Source organism: Leucobacter chironomi DSM 19883, assembly GCF_000421845.1.
In the GTDB taxonomy this organism is placed as follows: domain Bacteria; phylum Actinomycetota; class Actinomycetes; order Actinomycetales; family Microbacteriaceae; genus Leucobacter; species Leucobacter chironomi.
This window is the reverse complement of record NZ_ATXU01000008.1, coordinates 91,525-110,778: the sequence shown is the minus strand read 5'-3', so window position 1 is coordinate 110,778 and position 19,254 is coordinate 91,525. Positions and strand designations below refer to the sequence as shown.

17 protein-coding genes are annotated in these 19,254 nt (G+C 70.5%); 14 read left to right on the top strand and 3 right to left on the bottom strand.

Translation table 11 applies throughout. The annotated features are described in order from the left end of the window. Positions 1-51 precede the first annotated feature (51 nt). Positions 52-3,768 (top strand): chromosome segregation protein SMC, encoded by a 3,717-nt coding sequence (gene smc / locus H629_RS0110265; protein ID WP_024357173.1) that lies wholly within the window; start codon positions 52-54, stop codon positions 3,766-3,768. A gap of 38 nt (positions 3,769-3,806) precedes the next feature. Beyond that, entirely contained in the window at positions 3,807-4,682 is an 876-nt protein-coding gene (gene ftsY / locus H629_RS0110260) for a signal recognition particle-docking protein FtsY (RefSeq protein WP_024357172.1), read from the top strand. A gap of 49 nt (positions 4,683-4,731) precedes the next feature. On the opposite strand, the gene H629_RS15735 is transcribed toward ftsY, so the two are convergent. After that, positions 4,732-5,601 carry an O-acetyl-ADP-ribose deacetylase gene (locus H629_RS15735; protein ID WP_024357171.1) on the bottom strand — a complete coding sequence of 290 codons (870 nt, stop codon included), beginning with the start codon at positions 5,599-5,601 and terminating at the stop codon, positions 4,732-4,734. Positions 5,602-5,746: 145 nt separating this feature from the next. On the opposite strand from H629_RS15735, the gene H629_RS0110250 reads away from it, so the two are divergent. The 12 genes from H629_RS0110250 to H629_RS0110195 all read left to right on the top strand — a co-directional run bounded on the left by H629_RS0110250 (position 5,747) and on the right by H629_RS0110195 (position 16,943). Further along, positions 5,747-6,601 carry a 3-hydroxyacyl-CoA dehydrogenase gene (locus tag H629_RS0110250; RefSeq protein WP_017885025.1) on the top strand — a complete coding sequence of 285 codons (855 nt, stop codon included), beginning with the start codon at positions 5,747-5,749 and terminating at the stop codon, positions 6,599-6,601. Between the two features lie 41 nt (positions 6,602-6,642). Then, the gene (gene ffh / locus H629_RS0110245; RefSeq protein ID WP_024357170.1) at positions 6,643-8,205 is read left to right on the top strand and encodes a signal recognition particle protein; all 1,563 of its coding nucleotides are present in this window, start codon (positions 6,643-6,645) and stop codon (positions 8,203-8,205) included. A gap of 446 nt (positions 8,206-8,651) precedes the next feature. Then, a complete protein-coding gene (locus H629_RS0110240; RefSeq protein WP_024357169.1) occupies positions 8,652-9,257 on the top strand; it encodes a hypothetical protein in 606 nt (201 codons plus the stop codon). Between the two features lie 88 nt (positions 9,258-9,345). Beyond that, the gene (locus H629_RS0110235) at positions 9,346-9,909 is read left to right on the top strand and encodes a CDP-alcohol phosphatidyltransferase family protein (protein WP_024357168.1); all 564 of its coding nucleotides are present in this window, start codon (positions 9,346-9,348) and stop codon (positions 9,907-9,909) included. Positions 9,910-9,979: 70 nt separating this feature from the next. Next, complete coding sequence (locus tag H629_RS0110230; protein ID WP_024357167.1) at positions 9,980-11,278, top strand: alpha/beta fold hydrolase; 1,299 nt, start codon at positions 9,980-9,982, stop codon at positions 11,276-11,278. A gap of 269 nt (positions 11,279-11,547) precedes the next feature. Beyond that, a complete protein-coding gene (rpsP, locus tag H629_RS0110225) occupies positions 11,548-11,970 on the top strand; it encodes a 30S ribosomal protein S16 (RefSeq protein ID WP_017885030.1) in 423 nt (140 codons plus the stop codon). A 5-nt stretch (positions 11,971-11,975) separates the two neighbouring features. Beyond that, entirely contained in the window at positions 11,976-12,272 is a 297-nt protein-coding gene (locus H629_RS0110220; protein WP_029746857.1) for an RNA-binding protein, read from the top strand. Continuing rightward, positions 12,272-12,970, top strand: coding sequence for a ribosome maturation factor RimM (rimM, locus tag H629_RS0110215; RefSeq protein ID WP_051137877.1), 699 nt, complete (start codon positions 12,272-12,274; stop codon positions 12,968-12,970). Before H629_RS0110220 ends, rimM begins: the two co-directional genes overlap by 1 nt. After that, a complete protein-coding gene (gene trmD / locus H629_RS0110210) occupies positions 12,967-13,764 on the top strand; it encodes a tRNA (guanosine(37)-N1)-methyltransferase TrmD (protein WP_024357164.1) in 798 nt (265 codons plus the stop codon). Before rimM ends, trmD begins: the two co-directional genes overlap by 4 nt. A gap of 32 nt (positions 13,765-13,796) precedes the next feature. Then, positions 13,797-15,167 carry a Mur ligase family protein gene (locus H629_RS0110205; protein WP_024357163.1) on the top strand — a complete coding sequence of 457 codons (1,371 nt, stop codon included), beginning with the start codon at positions 13,797-13,799 and terminating at the stop codon, positions 15,165-15,167. Positions 15,168-15,223: 56 nt separating this feature from the next. Then, positions 15,224-15,952, top strand: coding sequence for a type 1 glutamine amidotransferase (locus H629_RS0110200; protein WP_024357162.1), 729 nt, complete (start codon positions 15,224-15,226; stop codon positions 15,950-15,952). Positions 15,953-16,382: 430 nt separating this feature from the next. Beyond that, positions 16,383-16,943 (top strand): YceI family protein, encoded by a 561-nt coding sequence (locus H629_RS0110195; protein WP_017885036.1) that lies wholly within the window; start codon positions 16,383-16,385, stop codon positions 16,941-16,943. 144 nt (positions 16,944-17,087) lie between these two features. Here H629_RS0110195 and H629_RS0110190 read toward each other — a convergent pair whose 3' ends face one another. Both H629_RS0110190 and H629_RS0110185 read right to left on the bottom strand, forming a co-directional pair. Further along, positions 17,088-18,155 (bottom strand): FUSC family protein, encoded by a 1,068-nt coding sequence (locus H629_RS0110190; protein WP_024357161.1) that lies wholly within the window; start codon positions 18,153-18,155, stop codon positions 17,088-17,090. A 43-nt stretch (positions 18,156-18,198) separates the two neighbouring features. Then, positions 18,199-19,251, bottom strand: a complete 1,053-nt coding sequence (locus H629_RS0110185; protein ID WP_152424316.1) for an App1 family protein — start codon at positions 19,249-19,251, stop codon at positions 18,199-18,201. Positions 19,252-19,254: the final 3 nt, after the last annotated feature.

Genomic DNA, 19,254 nt, shown 5'->3' with positions numbered 1-19,254 from the left:
TAGAGATCGACGGATCCCTGTCGGCCGAGCGAGAGACGGAAAGGCGGCGGCGTGCACCTCAAGAGCCTCACGCTCAAGGGCTTCAAGTCCTTCGCCCAGCCGACCACGTTCCAGTTCGAGCCCGGGGTCACCGCCATCGTCGGCCCGAACGGTTCGGGCAAGTCGAACGTGGTCGACGCCCTCGCCTGGGTGATGGGCGAGCAGGGCGCGAAGACGCTGCGCGGCGGCAAGATGGAGGACGTCATCTTCGCGGGCACCTCCACCCGCGGCCCGCTCGGCCGGGCGGAGGTGCGCCTCACGATCGATAACTCCGACGGAGCGCTGCCGATCGAGTACACCGAGGTGACGATCAGCCGCACCCTGTTCCGCAACGGGTCGAGCGAGTACGCGATCAACGGCGAGAGCTGCCGCCTGCTCGATGTGCAGGAGCTGCTGAGCGATTCGGGTCTGGGCCGCGAGATGCACGTGATCGTGGGCCAGGGGCAGCTCGACGCGGTGCTGCGCGCGACTCCGGAGGATCGCCGGGGCTTCATCGAGGAGGCCGCGGGCATTCTCAAGCATCGTCGTCGCAAGGAGCGCACGCTGCGCAAGCTCGACGCGATGGAGACGAACCTCACCCGGTTGAATGATCTCGCGGGTGAGATCCGCCGCCAATTGAAGCCGCTGGGGCGTCAGGCCGAGGTGGCGCGGCAGGCGCAGACGATCGCGGCGGAGGTGCGCGATGCGAAGGCGCGGCTGCTCGCCGACGATGTCGCGCGGCTGCGCGCCGAACTCGACGAGCTGGCGAAGGATGAGGCCGAGCGGCACTCGGAGCGGATCGTGCTGCAGGAGCAGGCGGAGCAGAAGCAGCTGCGCGTGCAGCGTCTGGAGCAGGAGCAGCAGAGCGACGAGCTCGATGCGGCGCGGCGCGTGACGATCGGCCTGGAGTCGGCGCAGTCGAAGCTGCGGGGCCTGTTCTCGCAGGCGCAGCAGCGGCTCACCTTCCTGGCGACCCAGGCGGAGGCCCCCGAGCAGGTGAACCGTGTGACGCGCGCGGCCGTTGAGGAGGCCGCCGAGGAGGTGCGCGCGCTGGAGACGCTGATTCCGGAGGCGGAGGCGGCGTGGCAGCAGGGCGGTGCGGTGACGCGGCAGGCGCAGCGCGCGCTCGACGCGATCGACGAGCACATCGCGGCGCAGAGCGCGCTCGTGTCGAGGCACGATCTGCAGCTGTCGCAGTTGCGGGGGCGGGCCGAGACAGCCGAGCAGAAGCGTGCGACCGTGGCGCAGGAGTTGGCGCGGCGGCAGCACGCGGTGGCGCAGGCCGAGGAGCGGGCTGAGGCTGCTCGCGGTGAGCTTGCGGGTTTCGAGGAGCGCGCGGAGGCTGAGGATCCGGGCGCGGCGACGGCCGGCGACGGCGACCGCATCGCCGACTGGGATGCCGCCTACCGTGCCGCGCAGGAGCGGCAGGGCGATGCGGAGCAGCGCCGCGATGAGGCGCGGGACCGGCTGCACGCCCTCGAGCAGGAACGGGCGGGCCTGGAGGCGCGGGTGAGCGCTCTCACCCGCTCGCTGGATCAGCGCGACGCGTCGGGGGCGCTGCTCGCCGATGCGCCGAACGGGATCGCGGGCCGCGTCTCCGACCATGTGCGGGTGCGCGAGGGAGCGGAGGCAGCGGTCGGTGCGGCGCTGGGCGTCTTCGGCGACGCGCTGCTCGCCGAATCGGCGGCGGCTGCGGGCCTCGCCGTTGCGGCGGCGCACGAGCGCGACCTCGGCCGGCTGCGGGCGGTGCTGGCTGGCGGTGCGCGGGGCGATGCGGATCCCGCTGCGGGTGCCGGTCCCGAGATCGACGGCGCGACCAGGGCCGTCGACGTGATCGTGGATGCGCCCGCCGGGGTGCGCGGTCTGCTGGCCCGCAGCTACATCGTGGAAGACCTGGCGTCGGCGATCCGCGTCTCCGATGCCCTGCGCGAGCGGTGGCCCGGTGGCGCCTACACCGTGGTCACCGGCGGGGGAGACGTGCTCACCGAGCACACGCTGAGCGGCGGATCGGGCCTGGCGCCGTCGCGCATCGAGCTCACCGCCGAGCTGGAGCAGGCGGAGCAGGCTCGCACCCGCGTGGCGGAGCGGATCGCCGAGACGGAGGCCGAGCTCGCTGAACTGCGTGAGGCGGCGGCGCGCGCCAAGACCGACGCCCAGCAGGCGTTCGCCGAGCTGCGTGCCGCCGACGCGCGTCTCGCGGAGGCCGCGAAGGAGCGCAATCGGCTCTCCACCCGGGCCGAGGCCGCGCAGGCCGAGACGGAGCGTGCCCGGCAGGCGCTCGTCGCCGTCGAGCAGTCAGTTGGCGAGGCCGCGGCGGAGGCGGATCGTGCGGCTCAGGCGTTCGAGGCGGCCGAGGCTGAGCCCCGGCCGATCCTCGATGCGAGTCAGCGCGACGAACTGCTCGCCGAGCTGGAGCGGGCGCGTTCGGCCGAGGTGGAACTGCGGCTCGCGCTCGAGACCGCCCGTGAGCGGGCGCGCGCCGCCGAGGCGCGCCGCAGCGCGCTCGCCGATCAGTTCGACGCGGAGCGGCAGGCCGCCGAGGAGGCTGCGCGCCGGGCCGTGCTGCGGTCGCGGCAGGTGGCGCAGGCCGAGCGGGTGGCCGAGTTGCTGCCCGCGATCCTCGACGCCTGCGACCGCTCGCTCACCGAGGCGCGGCTCGCTCAGCAGACCGCTGAGCAGCAGCGAGCGAAGCACAGTCAGGAGCTCACGCTGCTGCGCTCGGAGGAGTCGGAGCTGCGGCAGAAGCTGCAGACCCTCACCGAGCGCGTGCACGGCGCAGAGCTGAAGAGCTACGAGCGCAAACTGCAGCTCTCGGCGCTGCTGGAGCGCTCGGGCAACGAGCTGGGGCTCGTGGAGGATGTGCTCATCGCCGAGTACGGCCCCCTGGTGGGGATCCCGGCGCCGGCGCAGCACGACGACGAGCCCCGGGCCGCGGTGCAGCCGGATCCCGAACCCGCATACGCGAACGCGCTCGAGGCGGAGCTCGCGGCCGAGCTGGGGTTGCCCGGCGTGCAGCCCGCGGCGTCGGACGGGCCCGCAGCACCGGCGGATCCGCCCCCTGCGGCGAGCCCGCAACATGACACCGTGCCCTACGTGCGCGCGGAGCAGGAGCGGCGTCTCGCCAGGGCAGAGAAGCAGCTCGCGCAGCTCGGCCGCATCAATCCGCTCGCGCTCGAGGAGTTCGCGGCGCTGGAGCAGCGCCACCGCTTCCTCAGCGAGCAGCTGAAGGATCTCGCCAAGACCCGTTCCGACCTGCTGGCCATCATCGAAGAGCTCGACCGCAAGATGCAGGGCATCTTCGCGGCGGCCTTCGAGGACACGAAGGCGGCGTTCTCCGAGGTCTTCCCGATCCTCTTCCCCGGCGGCTCGGGCGAGATCGCGCTGAGCGACCCCGACGACCTGCTGAACACGGGCATCGACATGGCCGTGAAGCCGGCCGGCAAGAAGGTCGAGCGCCTGTCGCTGCTGTCGGGCGGCGAGCGCTCCCTCGCCGCGGTCGCCTGGCTCATCGCGATCTTCCAGGCGCGCCCCAGCCCGTTCTACATCGTCGACGAGGTCGAGGCCGCGCTCGACGATGCGAACCTCGGGCGCCTGCTGCAGGTCTTCGAGCGGCTGCGCGAGAACTCGCAGCTGATCGTGATCACTCACCAGAAGCGCACGATGGAGATCGCCGACGCGCTCTACGGCGTCTCGATGCGCCAGGACGGCATCAGCGCGGTCGTCGGTCAGCGCGTCGGCCGCGAGGAGTGACCGCGTGGCCGGTGGGCCGATCTCGATAGACTTGAGCAATGGCTGAGCGATCCTGGTCCTTCTCGAAAGCGTTCCGCACCCTGTTCACGGGCCCGGAGCTCATCACCGAAGAGACGTGGGACGATCTCGAGGCCGCGCTCATCACGGCCGATTTCGGCCCCGAGGTCACCGAGTCGATCCTCGACCAGCTGCGCGCCGACGTCGAACGCCACCGCGTCTCCGAGGTGAAGGACATGCGCCGCATGCTGCGCGACGCCATCGAGGAACGGCTCGCGGCCTACGACCCCACGCTGCACCTCTCGGAGCGGCCCGCGGTGATCCTCGTCGTCGGCGTCAACGGGGTGGGCAAGACGACCACCATCGGCAAGTTCGCGAAGTACCTCACCGCCTTCGACAAGAAGATCCTGGTGGGTGCCGCCGACACCTTCCGCGCCGCCGCGGTCGAGCAGCTCGGCACCTGGGCCGAGCGGGCCGGTGTCGACATCGTGAAGCCGCAGCAGCAGGGTCAGGATCCCGCGTCCGTCGCGTTCCAGACCGTCGAGCGGGCGAAGAACGAGAGCTACGACATCGCCATCATCGACACCGCCGGCCGCCTGCAGACCAAGGGCGGCCTCATGGACGAACTCGGCAAGGTGCGCCGCGTGATCGAGAAGCAGGCGCCCGTCGCCGAGGTGCTGCTCGTGCTCGACGCCACCACCGGGCAGAACGGGCTCGCGCAGGCCGAGGCCTTCATCGAGCACGCGGGGGTCACCGGCCTCGTGCTGACGAAGCTCGACGGCTCCGCGAAAGGCGGCTTCGTGCTCTCCGTGCAGCAGAAGACGGGCCTGCCGATCAAGCTCGTGGGGCAGGGCGAGGGCATCGGCGACCTCACCGGCTTCACCCCGCACGTCTTCGCTCAACAGCTGGTCGGCTGACGCCGCCCACGAGCTCAGCAGCTGGTCGGCTGACGCCGCCCGAGCAGGGTCAGCGGCGTGGGATCGCTGTAAGCAGCAGCGGCACACGCACCTCGCGCCACCAGCGGAGCGCGAGCATGCCCGCGGACATGCCATGGCCCGGGTTGAGCTCGGCCGCATGGGCGATGCCGTCGCCTTCGAGCCGGTCGAGCGAGACGCCGGCGATGCGTTCGATCTCGTGGTGCAGCGCCCGCCTGACCTCCACTAGCTCGAGGGAGGCGGGCGTATCAGCGAGGCGACCCCGCAGCAGTGCCTCCAGATAGATGTCGCCGCGATAGGGGCCCAGTTCCGAGCGCGGCGGATCCGTGCTCGGCGGCACCGCGTCGAAGAGGGCGCCGATCGATCCCTCTGCCGGGACGGGTGGGCGCAGGAGCCAGAGCATGGCCTGGAGTCGTGTGAGCATCGCTTCGTCAAACGCGATGAATCGAACCTCGTCGGCAGTGGTGAGGCCCGACTCCTCAGCCGAGATGACGGTGCGGATCGCCGTCTCGACCGCTTCCCCGAGCGGCCAGCCGTAGATGCCGGTGGAGAGCACGGGGAAGGCGATGCTGCGCGCGCCGAGACGCTCGGCGACTTCGAGGGACCGCCGGTAGCACGACGCCAGCGTCGACGCATCGCGCTCGCCGGCCCTGAAGTCCGGGCCGACCGTGTGCACGACCCACCGGGCGGGCAGCTCGCAGCCGGGCGTCCACCCGGCGTCGCCGGTGGCGAGGCCGTCGGGGAAGCGCTCGACGCACTCGCGCAGCAGCGACGGTCCCGCCGCCCGGTGGATCGCGCCGTCGACGCCGCCTCCGCCGCGCATGGCGCGATTGGCGGGGTTCACGATCGCGTCGACGCGCTGCCGGGTGATGTCGCCCAGTGCGATGGTGAGTGAGGTCATGGCCTCAATTATCACGCCCTGAGCGAAACTGACCGATCGGTGCAAAATAGGGGAGTAAGACTGAAGGTGAGGCCTGACGGCCGAGCCCCGCGCTGCGACCGCCGGACCGTATCACCGCCCACGAGGCGGATCATTCGAGAAAGGCATGACATTGCAGAACCTCACCGTACTCGGAACCGGCGTACTCGGATCCCAGATCATCTTCCAAGCCGCGTACTCCGGCAAGAACGTGGTCGCCTACGATCTGAGCGACGAGATCCTCGCGAAGCTGCCGGCCCGCTGGGAGTACCTGAAGCCGCTCTACCTGCGCGACCTGCCGGACGCGACGCCCGAGAAGCTCGACGCCGCCGTGGCGCGCATCCGCACGAGCTCCGACCTCGCAGACGCGGTGCGCGATGCCGACATCATCATCGAGGCCGTGCCCGAGCGTCTCGACATCAAGCAGCAGACCTGGGAGAAGGTCGCCGCGGTGGCCCCCGAGCGCACGATTTTCTGCACGAACTCCTCGACCCTGCTGCCGAGCGACATCGCTCCGTTCACGGGGCGGCCCGAGAAGTTTCTCGCGCTGCACTTCGCGAACGAGGTGTGGGCGAAGAACACGGGCGAGGTGATGGGGCACGCGGGCACCGACCCCGAGGCCTTCGAGGCCGTCGCCCAGTTCGCCGAGCAGATCGGCATGGTGCCGATCCGCATCCGCAAGGAGCAGCCGGGGTACGTGCTGAACTCGCTGCTCGTGCCCTTCCTGAATGCGGCCTCGCGGCTGCTGGTGCGCGGCGTGGCGACCCCCGAGGACATCGACCGCACCTGGAAGATCGCGACCGGGGCGCCGGCCGGGCCGTTCGAGATCTACGACGTCGTCGGCATGATGACCCCCTACAACCTGGGCAAGGACAGCGACGATCCCGAACAGCGCCAGTTCGCCGAGTACATCAAGCGCGAGTACATCGACAAGGGCTACCTGGGCAAGGGGTCGGGCCGGGGCTTCTACTCCTACGAGTGAGGTCCGAAGGCCGGGGGCGAGCCGGGTAGACTGAATCCGCTATGGCTACTTTCGGAAACCTGTCTGCTCGGCTCACCGAGACCTTCAAGAACCTCCGTGCGAAGGGCAAGCTGTCGGCCTCCGACGTCGACAGCACGGTGCGCGAGATCCGTCGCGCCCTGCTCGAGGCCGACGTCGCGCTCGACGTGGTCAAGGAGTTCACGGGCAAGGTGCGCGAGCGCGCGCTCGGCGACGAGGTCAACCAGGCGCTCAACCCGGCGCAGCAGGTGGTGCAGATCGTCAACGAGGAGCTCGTGGGCATCCTCGGCGGCGAGCAGCGCCGGCTGGAGTTCGCGAAGAACCCGCCCACGGTCATCATGCTCGCGGGCCTGCAGGGTGCGGGCAAGACGACGCTCGCCGGCAAGCTCGCGAAGTGGTTGAAGGATCAGGGCCACACGCCGATGCTCGTGGCCTGCGACCTGCAGCGCCCCAACGCGGTCACCCAGCTGAGCGTCGTCGCGGAGCAGGCGGGCGTCGCGATCTACGCGCCGGAGCCGGGCAACGGCGTCGGCGACCCGGTGAAGGTCGCCAAGAACGGCGTGGCCGAGGCGAAGTCGAAGCAGTACGACTTCGTCATCATTGACACCGCCGGCCGCCTGGGCGTCGACGCCGAGCTGATGCAGCAGGCCTCCGACATCCGCAAGGCCACCGAGCCCGACGAGGTGCTCTTCGTCATCGACGCCATGATCGGCCAGGACGCCGTCGCGACGGCGCAGGCCTTCCAGGAGGGCGTCGATTTCACGGGTGTCGTGCTGACGAAGCTCGACGGCGACGCCCGGGGCGGCGCCGCACTCTCGATCCGCAGCGTGACGGGCCGCCCGATCCTCTTCGCCTCCACCGGTGAGGGCCTCGGCGATTTCGAACCCTTCCACCCGGACCGCATGGCGAGCCGCATCCTCGACCTCGGCGACATCCTCACCCTCATCGAGCAGGCCCAGCAGGCTTTCGACGAAGACGAGGCCCGCAAGGTCGCGGAGAAGATCGCCTCCGACGCCTTCACCCTCGACGACTTCCTCGGCCAGATGCAGCAGCTGCGCAAGGCCGGCTCCCTGAAGAAGATGATGGGGATGCTGCCCGGCATGGGCAAGATGAAGGATCAGCTCGACAACTTCGACGAGCGCGAGATCGTGCGCACCGAGGCGATCATCCAGTCGATGACGAAGGCCGAGCGGCAGAACCCGAAGATCCTCAACGGCTCGCGCCGTCTGCGCATTGCGAAGGGTTCGGGCATGACGGTCACCGACGTGAACCAGCTCGTGCAGCGCTTCGAGCAGGCCGCGAAGATGATGAAGACGGTAGCCCGTGGCGGCGTGCCGCAGATCCCGGGCATGGGGCCGATGCCGGGCATGAGCCACGGCGGCAAGAAGAAGCAGCAGGCGAAGGGCAAGGGCAAGAAGCAGTCGGGCAACCCGGCCAAGCGCGCCCAGGAGGCCGCCGGCGTGGCCGCTCAGCAGGCTGCGGCTCCCGCGGGCTCCGGTTTCGGGCTCGGCGCGGCGGGCAAGGCTCAGCCGAGCGAGGAAGATCTCGCGAAGCTGCAGCAGATGCTCGGCAAGGGGCTGCGCTGAGGCGCGACCCCTCATCGTGCGCGGGGCGGGCGTGTAGGGCGGAGACGGCGAGGCCGATCCTGCGGCGCGCTTGGCGCTGTTCCGCTCCGAGTGGCCGCGTCGGGTGAGCTGGCGCGAGGTGCGGGCGGCGGATCCGACAGTGTTCCGCTCAGCCGCTCGGGGCGCCGTCGTGGTGATGACGGCGGTGCCTCTCACACTGCTCGCCTCGTGCCTCACGCTCGAAGTGCCGGTGGCGATCCCGTTGCCGGACTGGCTGGACTGGTCGCGCGGGCTGCTGATGATGGTGCTGATCTGGGCCTCGATCGGGTTCTGGATCTGGGGCCTCGTGCTGCTGTCGCTGCCGGCTGATACGCCTGCGAGACGCGGCCGCCGCCGATCCTGCGGCCGCTTCGCTCTTCAGCGCGGACTTCGCGATCTGGCGCAGCGAAGCGGGCCGGGGGCGGCCCGTGGCGAGGCGTCCCGCTTTCCAGATCGCGGTGGCGCGCTACACGGGCGGCAAGAGCGACCCGAAGGGGCCGCGTTCCGCGTTCCGCGTGCTGGAGATGCCGCTGCCGCGCGTGCTGCCGCACCTCATGATCGACTCGCGCCGCAACGACCGTCTGCGGTCGTTCCTGCCGGGTGTGCAGCGCCTCTCGCTCGAAGGCGACTTCGACCGTTACTTCGCGGTGTACGCGCCGGAGGGGTACGCGCGCGACGCGCTGGAGCTGCTCACCCCCGACGTCATGGTCTGCCTCCTCGATCACGGTCGTCGCTGGGACATCGAGGTGGTCGAGGACCGGCTCGTGGTCGCCTCCCACCGATTCCGCGCCGCCTCCGACCGTGCGGAGGTCACGGCGATGCTGCTCTTCTCGGAACTGGTCGCGCGGGAGCTCGGCCATCAGGCCGGTCACTACACGGATCCGCGGGCGGATCGGCCGCGCACGCAGGTCGCGGCGGCGGGACGGCGGCTGCGGCGGCGTTCGGCGGCCTGGTCGACGGCGGCGCTCGCGCTGGCGGTCGCGGTGATGCTCGGCTTCCCGCATCTGCTCGGCTGGTGGCTCGACCGCAGCTGACGGGCGGCGCGGCGCCCGCAGTTCGCGCGGGCCGCCGGTGCCATACTCGCCCGCGTAGACTGCTTCCGAGACGCAAGGGGAGGGGCGCATGACGGGCGAGAGATCCTGGGCGACACTGCCCAACGCGATCACGCTGCTGCGGCTGCTGCTGGTGGTGCCGATCGTGGTGCTGCTAGTCGAAGGGGAGCAGCCGGTGCTCACCGTGGTGCTGCTCGTGATCTTCGGCGCGAGCGACTGGATCGACGGCACGCTCGCGCGGCTGCTGGGCCAGGTGTCGAGCTTCGGCAAGCTGTTCGATCCGCTCGCGGACCGGGTCGGGGTGGTGGCGATCGTGCTCGCGATGATCGTGGCGGGCCTGCTGCCGACGTGGACGGCGATCGCGATCCCCGGGGTCGAGCTGGTGCTGCTGGTGGTCTACGCCGTGGCGCGCCCGGCGCGCATTCCCGAGGCCAGTCTGCTGGGCAAGGCGCGCACCGCGGTCATGATGACGGGGATCGCGGCGGTGGTGTTCGGGATCCTGCCGGGGCTCGGGTGGCTCGGCGACATCGGGCGGTGGATCACGGCCGTCGGTGTGGTGATGCACGTCGTGGTGGGTGTCGACTACTTCCGGTTGATGGTCGCGGGGCCGAGGCGGCCGCGTCCTCGTCCGTGAATCCGGTGGCCCGGATGCCGGCTGCGTCGGCGGGTGCCGTGCGGCTGCGGCTGGCAATAGGGTGGATCGCATGAGCAGCAGCCCCGAGTATTGGATCGGTACGGACATCGTGGCCCGGGACGTGTGGACGACGGTGCCGCTCGACTGGTCGGATCCTGACGGTGAGACGATTCGGGTCTTCGCCCGTGAGCTGGTGGCCGCCGAGAAGCGGAACGAGGATCTTCCGCTGCTCGTGCATCTGCAGGGCGGGCCGGGCGGCAAGGGCACGCGTCCGCTGGGCCGTTCGGGCTGGGTGGGGGCCGCGCTCGATCGCTTCCGTCTGGTGATTCCGGATCAGCGGGGCACCGGCCGTTCGACGCCGGTGAGCGGTGGCGAGTTCGGAGCGATGCCCGCCGACGAGGCGGCCCGTCGTCTGTCGCTGCACCGCGCCGACTCGATCGTGCGCGATTTCGAGGCGGTACGGAAGACGCACTACGAGGGGCGCCAGTGGTGGACCATCGGGCAGAGCTATGGCGGCTTCCTCACGCTGCACTATCTCTCGGCGGCGCCGGAGGCGATCGTCGGCTCGGCGGTGACGGGCGGTCTTGCGGGTCTCGAAGCGGATCCTGCGGAGGTCTACCGCCGCACCTTCCCTCGCGTCGTCGAGAAGAATCGAACGTTTCGCGAGCGCGTGCCGCATCTGGCGGAGCGGATCTCGCGGGTGGCCGAGGTGCTCGCTTCGGAGGATGTGCGCATGGCGGACGGCGATCGTCTCACCGTGCGGCGGTTGCAGACCCTCGGCTTCGGCTTCGGGGTGGCGCCCGGCTTCGATCGGGTGCACTGGCTGTTCGACGAGGCGTTCGCCGATGCCGCGGAGACGCGCCTGAGCGACACCTTCGTGGAAGCGGTCGGGGCTGCCACGGGGTTCGCAGGGCAGCCGCTGTACGCGGCGCTGCAGGAGGCGATCTACGGGCCGGGCCCGTCGGCGTGGGCAGCGCAGCGCGAGCGGGATCGGCGGCCGGAGTTCGCGGAGTCGTCGCGGCCGCTACTCTTCACTGGTGAGATGGTGTTCCCGTGGATGTTCGAGGAGATCCGTTCGCTGCACGGCTTCCGTGCCGGCGTGGAGCGGCTTGCCGAGGGGGAGTGGCCGATCGCGCTCTACGACGCCGAGCGGCTCGCCGCGAACGAGACGCCGGTCGAGGCCGCCGTCTACTTCGATGACATGTACGTCGATGCGCAGCTCTCGCTCGACACCGCCGCACGGGTGGGGTCGGTCAATGCGTGGGTGACGAACGAGTACGAGCATGACGGCGTGCACCACGACGGGGTGGCCGAGCGGCTGTTCTCGGCGCTCGAGCGCCGCCTGGGCGGCACCCGATCGTCGCGCTGACTCAGCTGCGGTGCCCTGGTGCGCTGCGCGACTGGGCGGAGCGCCGGGCTGCGATTGCGCAGCCGGCGATGAGATCGATCGTCCCGTGACGGGCGACGTTCATGGCCTAGCGCCTGAAAGAGGTGCAAAACCCCTGATCGTGACAAAAATTGCATCTGAGGCTGAAATGTGTGAGGATTGATGGGTTCGCGCAATCCTGCGCGCCCAGGCTTCCGCTCCCGTTCGAATCGCGAGGCGCGGCGTCGTTCCACTCGATTCAAGGAGTCATCATGGCTGTCAAGATCCGTCTCAAGCGCCTCGGCAAGATCCGCGCCCCCTACTACCGCATCGTCGTCGCCGACTCGCGCACCAAGCGCGACGGTCGCGTGATCGAGGAGATCGGCAAGTACCACCCGACCGAGCAGCCCTCGTTCATCGAGGTCGACTCGGAGCGCGCGCAGTACTGGCTGAGCGTGGGCGCCCAGCCCACCGAGCAGGTCGCGGCGATCCTCAAGCTCACCGGCGACTGGGGCAAGTTCACCGGCGAGGGCAGCACCGAGTCGCAGGTCAAGCCTGTCGAGCCCAAGCCCGTCTTCGAGGTCGACGCGGCCAAGAAGCCCGTGCTGCGCCCCAAGGCTGAGAAGCCGGCGGCGAAGGACGAGGCTGCCGAGGCTCCGGCCGAGGAGGCCGCTGCCGAGACCACCGAGGCCTAATCCTCTTGGTTGAGCAGGCGCTGGCCGAAGCGCTCGACCACCTGGTGCGCGGGATCGTCGACCACCCCGAACGGGTGCGCGTCGATGCTCGCGAGACCCCGCGCGGCGAGGTGCTCGAGGTGCGGGTGCACCCGAGCGACCTCGGCCGGGTGATCGGCCGCGGCGGTCGCACGGCGTCGTCGCTGCGCACCGTCGTGTCGGCGCTGGCCGACGGCGGGCGCGTGCGCGTCGACGTGATCGACACCGACCAGCACGACCTCGGCGACGAGGTCGGCTCGGCCGACGCGGAGGGCGCCGTCTGATGGCCGACGCTCACGGGCGTGTGCGAGCTCCCCGTCCCGCAAGCGGGGCGGGGAGTTTGCGCGTCGGGCGCCTCACCAAACCTCACGGGCTGAAGGGCGGCGTCAAGCTCGAGCTCTTCACCGACAATCCCGAGCTGCGCTTCACGCCCGGCGCGGTGTTCCACCTGCAGGTGCCGGAGGAATCGCCGTGGTTCGGCCGCACCATCACCATGCGCGAACTGCGCTGGTTCAACGAGTCGCCGGTCGGCTTCTTCCAGGAGCTGCCCGACCGCACCGCGGTCGAGGGGATCGTGCGCGCGATCCTGTGGATCGACGAGCAGGCCGTGGCCGAAGGCGAGGAAGACAACGCCTGGTACGACCACCAGCTCGTAGGGCTCGACGTCGTGCGTGGAGCCGAGGATGGGGCGAGCCACGTGAAGCTCGGCACCGTCGCAGAGGTGCAGCACTTCCCGGCGCAGGATCTGCTCGTCGTGACCACCGACGGCGGCACCGTGCTGGTGCCCTTCGTCGAGGCCATCGTGCCGAGCGTCGACATCGAAGCGGGCATCGTGCGCGTGACCCCGCCCGCGGGCCTCTTCGAGGAGCTCGCCGACGACGCCGCCGAGGATCCCGCGATCACCGCCGGCGAGACTGACGCCGACACCGAGATCGACGGTGCCGAGATCGGCGACGCCGACCGGAACGGCCCCGCCGCATGAGGATCGACGTCGTCTCGATCTTCCCCGGCTATTTCGACGCGCTGGAGCTGTCGCTGCTCGGCAAGGCGAAGCAGCGGGGCCTCATCGACGTGCGCGTGCACGATCTGCGAGACGCCGCGCACGACAAGCACCGCACCGTCGACGACACGCCCACGGGCGGCGGAGCCGGCATGGTGATGAAGCCCGAGCCCTGGGGCGAGGTGCTCGACGGCATCCTGGCCGAGGCTGGAGCTGCTGCGGGATCAGGCACCGCGTCCGAGGCGTCCCCTGCGGTTGACGCCGAGCCCGGCACGGCCGGCGATCCGCTCATCATCTTCCCCTCGCCCGCCGGTGAGGTCTTCACGCAGCGCATGGCCCGCGAGCTCGCCCACGAGCAGCACCTCGTCTTCGGGTGCGGTCGCTACGAGGGCATCGACCAGCGCGTGTTCGACGAGTACGCCGCACGCGGCCGGGTGCGCCTCGTGAGCATCGGCGACTACGTGCTCAATGGCGGGGAGGTCGCCACGATCGCGATGATCGAGGCGATCGGGCGGTTGCTGCCGGGTGTGGTGGGCAACCCCGAGAGCCTCGTCGAGGAGTCGCACGAGGACGACGGCCTGCTGGAGTACCCCAGCTACACCAAGCCCGCCGAGTGGCGCGACCGTGCGGTGCCGCCGGTGCTGCTGAGCGGCAACCACGCCGCCATCGAGGCCTGGCGGCGGGAGCAGCGCATCGAGCGCACGCGGCGGGTGCGACCCGAGCTGCTGCCGCGCGAACTGCGCGGCGAGTCGCGCGGCCGTCACGCCGCCGAATGACGTCGGTGTCGCAGAACCTCTAGGCTTGATCCATGCGTGATGTTCTCTCCGCCGTCATCGGCAAGACGGTGCGGCAGGCGGCGCGGCTGCGTGGCGGCGGATCCGCCCTGCCCGGCCTCGTCGTCGAAAAGTTCGACCCGGGGTTCATGGCTCGGGTGCTCGGGCGACTGCCCTACGGGGTGATCGCGGTCAGCGGCACCAACGGCAAGACCACCACCACGAAGATGATCGTCGAGATGCTGCAGGCCCGCGGGCTGCGCGTCTTCACGAACAAGACGGGGTCGAACTTCTCGCGCGGCGTCGTCGCGGCCGCGATCCAGGAGTGCTCGCTCGGCGGCAGGCTCGACGCCGATGTCGCGGTGCTCGAGCTCGATGAGGCGCACGCGATGTACTTCATCGACCGGGTGCAGCCCCGCTTCACGCTGCTGCTCAACGTGCTGCGCGATCAGCTCGACCGCTTCGGCGAGATCGACACCACGGCGAAGCTGCTGCAGCGCATCGCCGACGCCACCACCGAGGGTGTGGTGGTCAACCGTGAGGATCGGCTGGTGGCCGCGATCGGCGAGCGCACGCGCGAGCGCGGCGGATCCGGCCATGCTGCCGGCAAGCCCGCCGTGCGCGAGTTCGGCCTCTCCTCGGCGCTGCTCTCCACCTTCCCGAGCGACGACGACTTCCACGCGACGCCCCTCGCCGGCGCCGCGGCCGATGACGCGCCGGAGCGCCCCGACGCCGACGTCACCCTCGTCGAACTCGGCGACCACGAAGCCGTCTTCCGCATCGCGGGCGACGATCACCGCACCGCGCTCAAGCTCGAGGGCCTGTACAACACCTTCAATGCGGCCGCGGCGCTCGCGACCGTGCGCATGGTGCTCGACGCCGGCCCGCTGCCCGGGCACCCGGCCCCGGACCGCACAGCCGACACCGACGCGGCGCTCGTCGCCGCGCTCGCCCAGGTGCGGCCCGCGTTCGGGCGCGGCGAGCAGCTGCTGCTCGACGGGCAGCCGCTCGAACTCGTGCTCGTGAAGAACCCCGCGGGCTTCCGGCTCGGGCTCGCCTCGTTCGATGCCCGCGGCGTCGACGTGATGATCGCGATCAACGACCAGTACGCCGATGGCCGCGACATGTCGTGGTTGTGGGATGTCGACTTCGGCTCGCTCGCCGATGAGGGCGTCGACACGGTCTCGGGTACGCGGGCGTGGGACATGGCGCTGCGACTCGAGCACGACGATGTGCCGGTGGGGCAGGTCGAGGAGGATCTGGGCCGCGCCCTCGCGTCGTTCCGCGAGCGCACACTGCGCGGCGGTGCGGGCGCCCGCCCGCGGCGCATCTACTGCACCTACACCGCCATGCTCGAACTGCGACGGGCACTGGCCGAGCTGACCGACGTGGAGGACATCTGGTGAGCACGTTCGAGAGCACGGATGCAGGCGCCGGCGAGAGCGCCGGCGAGCGGTCCGGAATGAGCGCTGCCGAGCGCGAGCTCGTCATCGTGTCGCTGTATCCGCGCGATATGAACATCTACGGCGATCGCGGCAACGTGCTGTCGCTCGCGCGTCGCGCGAAAGCCCACGGCTTCGCGCCGCGCATCGTCGAGGTCAACCCCGGCGATCCGCTGCCCGAGCACGTCGACATCGTCGTGGGCGGCGGCGGGCAGGACTCGGGACAGGGGCGCGTCGCGCAGGATCTCGCCGCACGGGCCGACGAGATCCGCGCCCTCGCAGGCGACGGCGTTCCCATGCTCATGGTGTGCGGGCTGTACCAGCTCTTCGGGCACCGCTTCGTCACGCACACGGGCGACGAGTTGGTGGGCATCGGCGTGCTCGATGTCGAGACGCGCGGCGGCGAGGTGCGCATGATCGGCAACATCGTGCTCGACTCCGACGAGTTCGGCGAGATCATCGGCTACGAGAACCACAGCGGCGACACACGACTGGGGCCCGGTTCGCGGCCGCTGGGGCGCGTGACGCAGGGCGCCGGCAACAACCCCGATGACGGTTTCGAGGGCGCCCGTACCGGCAATGTGATCGGCAGCTACCTGCACGGCTCGCTGCTGCCGAAGAACCCGGCGCTCAGCGACTTCCTGATCGGCGAGGCGGCTCGGCGCCGCTATGGCGCATTCGAACCCGCGGCGGGCGTCGACGAGACCGTGCAGCGGGCGCGCGAGAGCGCGAAGCGCCGCCCGCGGTAGGGCTGCGGCCGACGGCCTGCGGCTGACGGCCAGCAGCTGCCGCTGGCGGCCTGCGGCCGTGACGGCGTGCGTCCGGGCCTGTGGCGGCCGTCATTTGACGTCCCAGCCGTCCTTTGGGACCTGCAGCCGTAAATCGGGGTCACTTTTTGCCGTGTCATCGCGCGACACGCGGCAAAAAGTGGCCTCGATTTCGTGGGGGGCCGGTGTGGTGAGGAAGCCCGGCGGTGCGAAGCGGAAGACGGGCGGGAAGCAGGCGGGGAAGGTCAGTAGGCCTGCAACCCGCGGGCATGCGCCAGGCGCTGTGAAGGGCGGCACCCCGCGATCCGGAACTCTCGCAAGAAAATTTATATGCACGGGAATATAGTTCTGGATGGGGCCGTTGTTCCCTCGTGAAGCCGCCGCGAGCGGCCCCACGACAGAAAGGCACACCATGACCATCACCGCTGATCAGATCCCCGGTTACCGCGTCGGCACCTGGCAGGTCGACCCCACCCACTCCGAGGTCGGCTTCTCCGTGCGCCACCTCGCGATCAGCAAGGTGAAGGGCAAGTTCGAGCAGTTCGAGGCGACCTTCGTCACCGCCGAGAACCCCCTCGACACCACCGTGACCGCCAGCGCCGAGGTCGCGTCTATCAACACCAACGAGAAGAATCGCGACGGCCACCTGCGCACCGGCGACTTCTTCGCAGCCGACGAGTTCCCCCAGCTCACCTTCGTCTCGACCGGTGTGCGCGAGGAGAACGGCGAGTTCAAGGTCGACGGCGACCTCACCATGCGCGGCGTGACGAAGCCCGTCACCTTCGACTTCGAGTTCGGCGGCTTCGGCGAGGACGCCTACGGCAACTACAAGGCCGGCTTCACCGCCACCACGGTCGTCAAGCGCGAAGACTTCGGCCTCACCTGGAACGCCCCGCTCGAGAAGGGCGGCCTGCTGCTCGGCTCCGACGTCACCATCACCCTCGACATCCAGGCGGCGCTCGCCGGCGAGTAAGCCCGCGCGCGGCGCATCCAGCGCTCAACCGTGCCCCGCTGACGGCGCCCTCCGGCCTCCGGAGGGGGCGCCGTCGTTGACGGGGGCGCTGGCACCGGGCAGCTGTGCGAGTGCCGCGAAACTGCGGCTCGGGGTGGTGGCGCCTCAGTCGAGTTCGCCCACGATCCGCCCCCGCACCCGTCGCAGATCCTCCATCAGGGAGCCGATGAGCACCCAGTGATCGGGGTGGGGCTGCGGAATCGTGTACGGCTGCGTCAGCGCCGGCGGTTCGACCGCGTTCCCCTCGTCGCCGGAGAGCGACACCAGGCGCTCAAGATCGTGCGCGGCACGGCGCATCTCCTCGACCAGGCCCACCACTGACGGGTCGGTGACGAGGTCCGGCTCGTAGAGGTCGTACACGGCGCGCGACATGCCGCCGATCTGCGTGACGATCGGTTGCAACCGCTGGAACAGCGCGTCATCCTCGGCGAGACCCCGCCGGTACCGCCGACTGCGCGGGTTCAGCCGCAGACTCTCCCGCGCCTGCCGCAGCAGCCCGTGCACGCGCGTGCGCTCGCTCTGCAGCGCACGCGCTTCGACGTGCATCTGCTCGAGCCAGGCGTCATCTCGCGGGGCGTCGAGGGCGTCGGCGATCCGCCGCAGGGACGCCGCGGCATCGGCCGTGAGCGACACGATCGCCTCGTGCACCGGCAGCGTGCGCACCGGGGCCGCGACGAGCGCGTTGATCGCGACGCCGATGAGCGCGCCGATCAGCGTCTCCACCAGCCGCTCCACGCCGTAGTGCAGGTCGAGCCCGCCGAGCGCGATCATCAGCAGCGCGCTCACCACGATCTGATTCGCGGCGCTCGGCGTCATGCGCAGCACCCAGCCGAGCGCGAGGCCCGCCACGAGGGCCGCGATGAACAGCCACGAGTGCTGGCCCAGCACCTCGCCCGTGAGCAGCGCCACGGTCACGCCGAGCAGCACGCCCACCACGCGCTCCACGCCCTTGCTCAGCGACTGGTCGACGTTGTCCTGCACCACCAGCAGCGCGGCGATCGCCCCGAAGATGGGCAACTGCTCGGGGAAGATGAGCAGACAGGTGAACCAGGCGAGCACCATCGCCACCAGCGTCTTCACCACCTGGATCAGCGGTGTGCGGCGCTCCGCGATGAACCGCCCGGTCAACTGCTGCGGTGCACGCCGCCAGCCCGCAGGGGAGAGGCCGGTCACAGCCGCCCCCGCTCCCGGGGCCGGCCTGCGCCGCAGCCCGCATTCATCGCAGCAGCTCCAGCTTGCGCAGTTCGTCGCGCAGGGTCGCTCCATCCGGTCCGTACACCCAGGGCACGCCGCTCGTGCTGCGGTGCAGGCGGGCCTTCGAGCGGCCGCCCGCGAGCACGGCTTCGCCGACGGAGAGCTGCCGGATCGCGACCGCGGCGACGTTGTTCGGATGCTCGGTCGCGAACTCGTGGTAGAGCTCTTCGTCGTGCTGGCCGTCGTCGCCGAAGAGCACCCAGCGAGTGTCGGGGAACTCCTGGGCGATGCGCTGCAGCTCGCGGCGCTTGTGCTCCTTGCCGCTGCGGAACCAGCGGTCGTGCGTGGGACCCCAGTCGGTGAGCAGCAGCGGCCCCATCGGATAGAGATTGCGGGCCAGGAAACGGCTGAGCGCCGGCGCGGCGTTCCAAGCGCCGGTGGAGAGGTAGATGACGGGCGCGCCGGGGTTCGATGCGACGAGGTGGTCGAGCATCACGTTCATGCCGGGGGTGGCGGATCGCGCGTGCTCGTCGAGCACGAAACTGTTCCACGCGGCTACGAAAGGGCGGGGCAGCGCGGTGATGAGGATCGTGTCGTCGACGTCGGAGATGACGCCCGTCTTCGCGTCGGGATCGACCACGACCACGGGCGCGTCGGCGGGCTCGCTGGCGCCGGCCTGCAGGGTGATGGTGTGCCAGCCGGGGGTGAGCGCGACGGGCACCATCGCGTCGATCACGCCGCCGCGATCCGCCGTGATCTCGGTGACGAACTCGCCGTCGATGGAGACCCGCACCTGCTGGTAGGGCACGTTGAGGCTGGTGAAGGTGCGCCAGCCGCGCACGCGCGACACGGCGGCCACGTCGGGGCGCAGGCGCGTGTGCTCGCGGCTCTCGGGTTTGAGGAACAGCACCCGGCCCAGCACGCGCACCCAGCCGTCGCCGCCGTACCCGATGTAGGGGATCACCGACGGCACCTTGCCGCGCGCGACCGCTCGGCGGGCCCGCCGGCCGTGCACCCAGTCTTCGAGGCGCGCCGCGAAGCGAGGTCGGCTGTCTGGCGGAGCGTTCAGGGTCACCCG